Consider the following 7,717-nt stretch of genomic DNA (forward strand, 5'->3'; position numbering starts at 1 on the left):
CATGCAGGATCGCCGACATCATCCAGCGGGCGGTCTCGTTGACGAAGCGGACCTTTTCCTTTTCCGGCAGTGCCTCGAAACAGGCGAGCTTCAGCTCCGGCACAAGTTCCGGATCGATCAGCATTTCGTTTTCGATGTCGAAGGGCTCGCTGTAGTCGATATAGCGGGCATCCATCGGATCCCAGAAATGGTCGTGCGTTGCCGAGATGATCTTGTCGAAGGCGGAGGAGCGGCGGTTGTAGCGCCCGGTATCCATCATCGCTTCGAAATCGTCCGGCGAAACGGCGTCATAGGCATTGTCCTTGGTGATCTGCCGAACGGCGGTCATGGGCTCTCTCTCCAAACTGGTTTCGTATCTGCGCGGGCCGTCCCGAGGGCCGGAATCGGCTAATTGTCACAATTGGAGTGTGGGTATTGCTGCAATGCACATCAATCTGAAAATGACGCCTGCGTCATTTTGCGCATGGGGCCGGAAACAAGCAGCGGACTCGACAAAAGGGCCGCCGGCCTGTATCTCTCGCGGCCCTTTCGCTCCGAAAACCCCGAACGCAACCCTCAGATGTATTGCCGTGACCCCGGCCGGGTCAGACGGATACGAGGTGCCCCCATGTTCATCGGTCTCGACTTCGGGACGACCAACAGCGCGCTGGCGGTCGCTCCCGTGCAAGGCGCGGCGCGGCTTGTGCCCGTGCGCCACGGGGAGGCGAGGCTCCCCACTTTCCGCTCGATCCTTTACTTCGACGATGACGAGCGCGATCCGAACGGGCGCCCGCATGCCTTTGCCGGGCCGGCCGCCATGGAGGCCTATCTTGCGACCGGCGCGGAGGGCCGGCTGATCCAGTCGATCAAATCCTGGCTCGCCAATCCGACCTTCTCGGCGACCAGTATTTTCGGCAGCCGCTTCACGCTCGAAAACCTGATCGGCTTCATCGTCGCCCGCCTGGTCGATGCGACGGAAGAAGCGTCGGGCTTGAGCGAGGCGATGCTCAAGGGCCCCGTCATTGTCGGCCGTCCGGCGCGTTTCGTGCGCAACAGCCGCGGCACCCCCGACGCCGATCATGACGATCTCGCGGTGGCGCGGCTGCGCGCCGCGCTTTCGGGCGTGCGCATTCCCGACGTGCATTTCGAGTTCGAGCCGGTCGCGGCGGCCTATGCCTATGAGGCATCGCTCGCGCGGGACGAGCTTGTGCTGATCGGCGATTTCGGCGGTGGCACCAGCGATTTCTGTTTGTTGCATGTCGGGCCGGGCATGCGCGGGCTGAAGGATCGCGGCGAAACCATTGTCGGCGTTTCGGGTGTCGGTCTCGCGGGCGACGCTTTCGATGCGCGCATCGTCGAACACTGCGTCGCGCCGCGCCTCGGCAAGGGCACGTCCTATGCGAGCGGCGGCAAGACGCTGCCGGTTCCCTCCTGGCTCTACGACACGATGAAGCGCTGGCACCAGCTGAGCATGATCAACACGCGCAAGACGCGGCGGATGCTCGAAGAGATCATGCCGACCGCCGAGGCGCCTGGCGAGGTCGCGGGGCTTCTGAGCCTGATCGCCGGCGAGCGCGGCTTCGCGCTCTACCGCGCCGTCGAGGCGGCGAAGGTGGCGCTGTCGGACGCGGACACCGTGCGTCTCGGCTTCGAGAGCGGGCCGGTGACGATCGACGCCGAAATCGCGCGCGCCGATTTCGACCGCTGGATCGCGCCGGAGCTTGCCGAGATCGACGCCTGTGTCGGGCGGCTGCTTGAGGAGACCGGCGTCGCGCCGGAACGGGTCGACCGGGTCTTTCTGACCGGCGGCTCGTCCTTCATTCCGGCGGTGCGGCAGCTCTTCGCGGACCGCTTCGGGCCTGAAAAGCTTGCCGGCGGCGGCGAGCTGACCTCGGTCGCGACGGGCCTGGCGCTGGCCGCCCGCCAGCGTTTCGGCGCCTGATCGGACGCCTGCACACCGCACTACGCAAAATGACGCCTGCGTCACTTTGCGTATGACAGGTCCGCGAATTGGGCTTATTCTTGCCGTAACGGAATGCGCCGGGAGGAACCAATGAGCGACGCAGCGAGAAAATACGAAATCGACGAAGCGCGCGAACATGCCTATTCGATACCGATCGAGGAGATCGATGTCGGCCGGGGAGAGCTCTTCAAGACCGATACGATGTGGCCCTATTTCGAGCGCCTCCGCAAGGAAGCGCCGGTGCATTACTGCGAGACGAACGAGGAGTTCGGGCCTTACTGGTCGGTGACGAAATACAACGACATCATGGCGGTCGACACCAACCATCAGGTGTTTTCCTCCGAGGGCGGAATAACGCTGCGCGATCAGGACGAGGACTTCAAGCTGCCGATGTTCATCGCCATGGATCCGCCCAAGCATGACGACCAGCGCAAGGTGGTGAGCCCGATCGTCGCGCCGGCCAATCTCGCCAAGCTCGAAAGCACGATCCGCGAACGCGCCGGCAAACTGCTCGACGAGATGGATACCGAGCAGCCCGTCGATTGGGTCGACCGCATTTCGATCGAACTGACGACGCAGATGCTGGCGACGCTGTTCGACTTCCCCTTCGAGGACCGCCGCAAGCTGACGCGCTGGTCGGACGTCGCGACCGCCTCGGAAGAATCCGGTATCATCGAATCGGAAGAGCAGCGCCGCGCCGAGCTTTTCGAATGCGCCGACTATTTCATCGGTCTCTGGAACGAACGCGTCAATGCGCGCGAGCCGGGCAGCGACCTGATCTCGATGCTGGCGCATGGCGAGTCGACCCGCAACATGGACAAGATGGAGTATCTCGGCAACCTGATCCTGTTGATCGTCGGCGGCAACGACACGACGCGCAACTCGATCACGGGCGGCCTCTACGCGCTCAACAAGTTCCCGGAGCAGTACAAAAAGCTGCAGGCGAACCCGTCGCTGATCCCGAACATGGTGGCCGAGATCATCCGCTGGCAGACGCCGCTGGCGCATATGCGCCGCACCGCGCTCGAGGATATCGAACTCGGCGGCAAGCAGATCAGGAAGGGCGACAAGGTTGCGATGTGGTACGTCTCTGGCAACCGCGACGAGGACGTGATCTCGAACCCGAACCAGCTCGTGATCGACCGCGAGCGGGCGCGCCAGCATCTTTCCTTCGGCTTCGGCATTCACCGCTGCGTCGGCAACCGCCTGGCCGAGATGCAGCTGCGCATCGTCTGGGAAGAGATCATCAAGCGCTGGCCGGACGAACCGATCCGCGTTCTCGCGGAACCGACCCGTGTGCTTTCGCCCTTCGTGAAGGGCTATGAGCAGATGATGGTCGAGCTGCCGAAGCGCAAGCACTGACGCCGCGCATCACGCAAGGAAAAGCCGGGCCGGAGAAATCCGCGCCTGGCTTTTTTGCGCCCCCGTCGCAAACAACAAGCCGCAAACAACAAAAAGGGCGGCTCCGGTGTGGAGCCGCCCAGTTTGTTCGAGGGGGATCGAGTTGAGGGAACTCTACGCCTTCTTGTTTGGTCTCACGCAACAGGCAAGGTCAGTCGGCCGCCGAGATCGTCACATCCTTCAATGCGTCGATATTGGTGCCGAAATTGATCTTCTGCAGATAGCGGATACCGTCCTCGGCGATATCGTCGCCGACCATCCGGTCGCCTTCATGGCGAAGCTCGTCCATGTCGACATAGGTCGCATAGAAGGCCTTGGTGCGGTCGGTGATGATGCCGGCCTTGAGCAGTGTCTTGATGAGCACACGGAAGATGTTGGTGCCTTCTTTCATCTGCTCGCGGCGATCCTCGTCGCCGAAGGCTTCGAGCATCTCGAGCTGAACCTGCTGCCAGTCGAGGCCGAAATCGGCATAGATGATCTGCTTCTGCTCGGGGTTCACGAGGTTGAACAAGAGCGTCTGGAAGCACGCGGCCGCCCAGTCCTCGATGATGTTCTGTTCTTCTTCCGACAGGTTCGGGATCGTGCGGTCGGCCCAGATCTTGCCGAACTTGTGGTGGAAGGCCTCGTCGGTCATGACGAGCTGCGTCAGCTTGACGAGCAGCGGGTCGTTCGATTTGGCGTAAAGCGTGGCGAAGGCGCCCATCGCGAGGCCCTCGACCAGCATCTGCATGCCGACGATCTTCTTGTAGACCTCCGGCGCGCGGACGATGTCGGTCAGGAGCGTCGCCAGCGTCTGGCCGCAGGGCAGCGGCTTGCCCCAGCGCGCCTGCACGTAGCGGGCGAAAGCCGTCACATGGCGGGCTTCCTCGCGGGTCTGGTTGGCGGCATATTCCTGCGCGCCCGGATCGCGGAGAATGTGGCAGAGCGAGGCCGACAGGTTCAGCGCGCCCTGTTCGCCATGCAGGATCGCCGACAGGGACCAGCGCGCCGTTTCGTTGGCGAAGCGGACCTTTTCCTTTTCGGACAGGTTCTGGAAGCAGGGCAGGCGGAATTCCGGGATCATCTCGCCTGGCATGATCATGATGTTCTCGTAGTCGAAGGGCTCCGAGAAATCGATGTACTTCTTGTCGAGCGGATCCCAGAAATGGTCATGGGTCGCCGAAATGATCTTGTCGAACGCGGTTGAGCGCTGGCCGTAACGCTCGACTTCCATCATCGCCGGAAAATCGTCGGGCGCGACGGCGTCATAGGCGTTGTCTTTGGTGATTTGCCGAATTTCGGTCATCGGGTCCTCCGGAATGACGGCCGGAAAGACATGTTCCCGGCTAGCACAAACAGGCGGGTTTTCGCGAGGGTCTCGTGCCCTGCGGTTCCGCCTTGTCTCATTGCCTCCAGAATAGGGTGTCGGCTCATCCGGTCAAGGAAAAAGTGACGCAAGCGTCAACTTTATGGCCGGATCGTGCCTGCACAGTTAAACTTCGGTAAACTTCGCGGATGATGACTACGCACCCGTTACCAAGGGCGGAAAATTGTGCTATTTGCATAGGTCACGAAGGATGACCGTTCCGGACGGCAGCGCGGGGGACCGACAGCGCGCCGCCAAAAGAGAAAGGCATCATGGGAGGGGGACATCCCCGAACGACATTGCGCCCGCATCCCTCCATCGGACGGAGGGCTGACGGGCCCTGATTTTTCGGGAGGGGCGGCTCGAACGAGACCGCCATGCCGGTCCGATGCCTGAGGCAGGGGCCGGCAAACCTCCAGACGACAGAAGGCCGGTTCGTGCCGCCGCAACCTCGTGCGGCCGCAATCGGCCGAAGCGCCAGCCGGCCCATGCCGGCGGGCAGGGATTTGCAACGGCGCCGTCCGCCGCCACGCGCGGTCATGCGGCCAGGGGAGCGATGGGTTAGGTCCATGATTAAGTTACTTGAGAATGTCGTTTTCGGCCTGCGTTTCTTCATCCTGGCCGGACTTCTCGTCTTCACGGTCATTTCGGGTTTCTACGCGACGCAACTGCGCATGGATGCCGGTTTCGACAAGCAGCTCCCGATCGGCCACGAATACATCCAGACCTTCCAGGAATATCGCGATCAGCTTTTCGGCTCCAACCGCATCATCGTGGTGATGGAAGCCAACGAGGGGACGATCTGGACCAAGGAATTTTTCAAGGTCTACAAGGACCTGACCGACGACATCTTCTTCCTGCCGGGCGTATCGCGTCACACGGTGACTTCGCTCTGGACGCCCAACACACGCTACATCGAAATCACCGAGGACGGCATCAGCGCCGACGACGTGATTTCCGGCAAGGTCACCGCCGAAACGATGACGCCGCAGGCGCTGGCGAACGTCCAGAACAACGTCATTCGCGGCGGCTTCGTCGGCCGCCTTGTCGCCGACGATTTCCATTCGGCGATGGTTGTGGCCGAGCTTCAGGACTACGATCCCTCGACACAGGCGCGTCTCGACTATTTCGATCTTGCCGCCAAGCTTGAAAGCCAGATACGCCAGAAGTACGAAGACGAAAACCACACGATCCGCATCATCGGCTTCGCCAAGCTGATCGGCGACATTGCCGACGGCGCCCAGACGGTCGTTGTCTTCTTCTTTGTCGCCTTCGTTCTGACCGCGCTTGCCGTCTATCTCTATTCGCGCTCGATCCTGCTGACGGCGGCCACGCTTTTTGCCTCGCTGACCTCGGTCGTCTGGCAATTCGGTCTGCTGAATCTCCTCGGCTACGGCCTCGACCCGCTGGCGGTTCTGGTGCCCTTCCTGGTTTTCGCCATCGGCGTCAGCCACGGCGTACAGCAGATCAACGTCGTCACCGCCGAAATCAGCGGCGGCGCGAATGCCGAACAGGCGGCCCGCACCGCCTTCTCGCGCCTGTTCATTCCGGGTTCGATGGCGCTGATCACCACGCTGGTGGGCTTCGCGACGCTTTACCTGATCCCGGTGCCGATGATCCGCGAGCTTGCGATCACCGCCTCGATCGGCGTGATCCTGAAAGTCGCGACCAATCTTGTGATGCTGCCGCTCATCGTGAGCTATCTGAAGTTCGACGACAGGTTCGTTGCGCGCGTCAAGCACTCGCGCGCGGTGCGTCTCAAGGTCATGTCGTCGCTGGGCTTTGTCGCCAACCGGAAGGTGGCGCCCTTCCTGCTGGCCGGCGCGACGGTTCTGTTCGTCATCGCCGTCTACCAGGGAATGAACCGTCATGTCGGCGCGCTTCACGCCGGCGCCCCCGAGCTGCGGCCCGACGCGCGCTACAATGTCGACTCGACCGAGATCGCCAACAGCTACGCGCTCGGTCTCAACGTGCTGATCGCCGTTGTCGAGACCCCGCCCGACGCTTGCGTGCAATATCCCTATGTCGAGTTCCTCAACCGTTTCTCCTGGCACATGCAGAACGTGCCCGACATCACGCTGGTCGTCTCGCTGCCTTTCGCGATCAAGGGTTCGTCCGCCGGCTGGAACGAGGGCAATCTGAAGTGGAAGGACATCCCGCGCAACCGGCCGGCGCTGGCGCAGGCCTCCAATACGGTGCCGGGTGCGTCCGCCCTCTACAACCAGACCTGCACGATCCTGCCGCATTACTTCTATCTGAGGGACGCCAAGGCGACGACGATCAAGGCGGCGGTCGCCGCCATCGAAGACTTCCGCGACAACAATCAGATGGAAGGCGTCACGATCCGCCTCGCCTCCGGCAATATGGGTGTGCAGGCCGCCGTCAATCAGGAGATCACCGAGACCGAGTTGCCGATGATCATGTGGGTCTATGCGGTCATCATCGCGCTGGTGGCGCTGACCTATCGCGACTGGCGCGCCGTCATCGCCTGCTGTCTGCCGCTGACTTTCGGCACCTTCTTCGGTTACTGGTTCATGGAGGTGCTGCAGATCGGCCTGACGGTGGCCACGCTGCCGGTGATGGTGCTGGCCGTCGGCATTGGCGTCGACTACGCCTATTATATCTACAATCGCGTGCCCTACTATCTGGGCGAAGGGCTGAACATCTCCGATGCCTTCCGTCAGTCGCTTCTCGAAGCCGGCATGGCGACCTTCTTCACCGCGTTGACGCTGGCGGTGGGCGTGTCGACCTGGGCCTTCTCGGACCTGAAGTTCCAGGCCGATATGGGTCTGCTCCTCTCCTTCATGTTCATGGTCAACATGATCATGGCGCTGACGGTGCTGCCGGCGCTGGCGGTGACGCTGGAAATGTTCTTCCCGCGTTCGCGCCCGGTCGCGAAAATGAAAAACGCGCCCGTCCACTGAACGGCGCGAGCGAAAATGAAGACGGGGCCGCCGGCAAAACCGGCGATGAAGGGAATGGGGGTCGAATCGTCGGCGTTAAGTATTGCCTCACGCAGTTGTTTTTTA

4 protein-coding genes and 1 pseudogene are annotated in these 7,717 nt (G+C 62.1%); 3 read left to right on the top strand and 2 right to left on the bottom strand.

Annotated features, from left to right (window positions below; genetic code table 11):
- Positions 1-328, bottom strand: a pseudogene (locus WEB61_RS06895) (ferritin-like domain-containing protein); the annotation flags it as partial.
- Positions 329-607: 279 nt separating this feature from the next.
- On the opposite strand from WEB61_RS06895, the gene WEB61_RS06900 reads away from it, so the two are divergent.
- Both WEB61_RS06900 and WEB61_RS06905 read left to right on the top strand, forming a co-directional pair.
- Positions 608-1,921, top strand: a complete 1,314-nt coding sequence (locus tag WEB61_RS06900) for an Hsp70 family protein (RefSeq protein WP_368063594.1) — start codon at positions 608-610, stop codon at positions 1,919-1,921.
- A 111-nt stretch (positions 1,922-2,032) separates the two neighbouring features.
- On the top strand, positions 2,033-3,304 hold the full coding sequence (locus tag WEB61_RS06905) for a cytochrome P450 (RefSeq protein ID WP_368063595.1): 1,272 nt from the start codon (positions 2,033-2,035) through the stop codon (positions 3,302-3,304).
- Between the two features lie 190 nt (positions 3,305-3,494).
- On the opposite strand, the gene WEB61_RS06910 is transcribed toward WEB61_RS06905, so the two are convergent.
- Complete coding sequence (locus WEB61_RS06910) at positions 3,495-4,628, bottom strand: ferritin-like domain-containing protein (protein WP_368063596.1); 1,134 nt, start codon at positions 4,626-4,628, stop codon at positions 3,495-3,497.
- A gap of 629 nt (positions 4,629-5,257) precedes the next feature.
- Here WEB61_RS06910 and WEB61_RS06915 point away from each other — a divergent pair.
- Positions 5,258-7,612: an RND family transporter gene (locus WEB61_RS06915; protein ID WP_368063597.1), complete on the top strand. Its 2,355-nt coding sequence runs from the start codon at positions 5,258-5,260 to the stop codon at positions 7,610-7,612.
- Positions 7,613-7,717 lie beyond the last annotated feature (105 nt).

Source organism: Parvibaculum sp. (assembly GCF_040882025.1).
Classification (GTDB): Bacteria; Pseudomonadota; Alphaproteobacteria; order Parvibaculales; family Parvibaculaceae; genus Parvibaculum.